The 2,329-nt window shown below is 41.9% G+C and carries 1 protein-coding gene; it reads left to right on the top strand.

All coding sequences use genetic code 11. From position 1 onward, the window contains the following. A partial coding sequence (locus ABT245_RS45725) for an InlB B-repeat-containing protein (RefSeq protein WP_351747051.1) occupies positions 1-2,329 on the top strand: 2,329 nt, incomplete at both ends.

The following is a 2,329-nucleotide window of genomic DNA, read 5'->3' as shown; positions in this document are numbered from 1 at the left end:
GCCAGAACCAAGCTGACTACAGAAGATATGGTAGTTTACTATCGTAAAAAGCGTTATGATGTTAAATTTATATCTAATGATGCAAACGGAACGGTCAAGACTGAAAGATTAGCCTACCTAGACTCACTAAGTCCGGTGGTTCCGTCGGATTATAAGCAGTATGTTACGAAGAAAACGGATGTTTCCGGTGTAACTTATCTCTTCAAAGGGTGGTATGATACCAAAAACGGCTTAGGCGATCCAGTTGATTTTTCTAACATTAAAATGTCGGCTGGTGGACTGGTTTACTATGGTATCTGGGAAAAAGAGTTTATTCCTGTTATCGTCCATAATGAAACCGTTCTTGATACGAGTGTTTCGAATGATAAATACGTGCTCTTGGTTGATCCAGGTAAAACAATAACTGATAAGGGAGCAGTATTCTACGGTGTTCTTGATAGCGATGGTTCTGTTATGGTTGATCCAAACGGAACTCTGATTGTAGATACTAGCCGTACCTTCGATGGCACACTTACTGTGAATGACAAGCTTAACTATGATGGCACTACCTTGCAACCAGAATGGTATAGACTTTATAATGGCCGTTTGGAAAGTGTAAATCCATCTACGCTACAAATTTCTGAGCACGGTACCATCTATGTACCTGTTTGGAACTACCCAACCAAAACCCTTAACTATAATGCCAATGGTGGTGCAAATCCTCCAACAACTTCAGACTTGAAGTTCAAAGAAAATATCGCGATTGCTGATCCAGGCGCTATGACACCACCGAAAGAGGGGCTTGTCTTCGTCGGTTGGAACACAAAAGCAGATGGAAAAGGAACGCGCTATTTACCTAAGCATGAGCTTCAATTCAACGATTTTGCAGGAAGTAGTTTGGAGCTTTTTGCAGAGTGGGTTACTGATCCTACGACTGATAAAGTGACTGTGACCTTTGATCCAAATGGAGGAAATGGTCGTGTTATCAATACAGAATATCGTAAGAATCAAGCTTTCTACGTTCGTAATCAAGGATACAACCGTCCGGGATATAATTTGATTGGATGGACCACCGACCAAATATCAACGACTAGTCAGTATAAGACAGGGCAAAAACTCTCGGCTGATCACATGACCTTGTATGCGCTCTGGGCGGAAAAACTAAGTGCAAAAGTAGAGACCTCAAATGTTTTTATTGATAAAGCAAAAGTTGACTCAGATAAAGTCGTCGTTACCCCTAATTATACAGAAGCCAAACTAACTTCAAGTGCAATTTATGGCTTATCTGTTGATGCCAATGGTGTCATTGTGGGAACACCTAAGGCTCCACGCTGGTACGGTATAACTGATGAGACCCGTGATGTTAAGATTCCTGTCCGCGTTTCCTTGAGTGTTAGCCGACCAACTGGTAATTCAACCTCTGAAGTTGTCACAGTTTATGTTCCGGTTACAATTCAACGTGACACGGACGGCGATGGCGATCCAGATGTGACGGATCCGGATGATGACAACGATGGTATTCCAGATGGAGAAGACAGCACACAAAAAGTCTTCACCAAATTAACAGCAACAGGAAAAACAATCACTTCGATGGAGGGTGTTGCGGTTCCTGCTACTCAAGCGGTTACGATTAACAAAAAACCATCTGATGTGACTTCAGTGACTTGGCCTACAGGCTTAACAGGACTTGACATTGACTCAACTGGTCAATTAACAGGTACTCCTGTAGTGGCAGACTGGGGAACTCTTGAAACTAAAAGCTTTGTTGTTCCTGTTGAAGTAGCATTTAATAATCCTGAAACAGGACTTATCGAAACAGCTAAGACAAATGTTACTATTATTGTAGATCGCGACACAGACCGTGATGGCATTCCAGATAAAACAGATTCTGATGATGACAATGACGGTATTCCAGATAGACAAGATAGCACATCAAAAGTCTTTACAGATTTGACAGCAACTGGAAAAACCAAAACAGTTACTGAAAAAGCGCGTATTGCTTCTGAAAAAGTTGTTGATAGCAATAAGCCGTACACTAAAGGCGTTCAAGGAACTTTACCTACAGGTTTGACAGGCGTTTCAATCAATGATCGTGGCTATATAAGCGGTGCAGCTGTTGTTACAGATTGGGCGAATGACAATGAAACATCACGTACATTCAGTATTCCTGTGACAGTAGAGAGCTACAATGCATTAGGTAATCGCGTAACAACTCCTGCAGGTATCTTAGAAAGCGTTGATACAGTTGTTGTCCTCACGGTTCAACGTGACACAGATGGCGATGGTGATCCAGATGTGACCGATCCAGATGATGATAACGATGGTATCAAGGATGAGGATGATAAGAATC

This window comes from Streptomyces sp. NPDC001508, from assembly GCF_040298665.1.
In the GTDB taxonomy this organism is placed as follows: Bacteria; Actinomycetota; Actinomycetes; order Streptomycetales; family Streptomycetaceae; genus Streptomyces.
The sequence above is the reverse complement of the archived record's forward strand: the minus strand, read 5'-3'. Positions and strand labels throughout refer to the sequence as shown.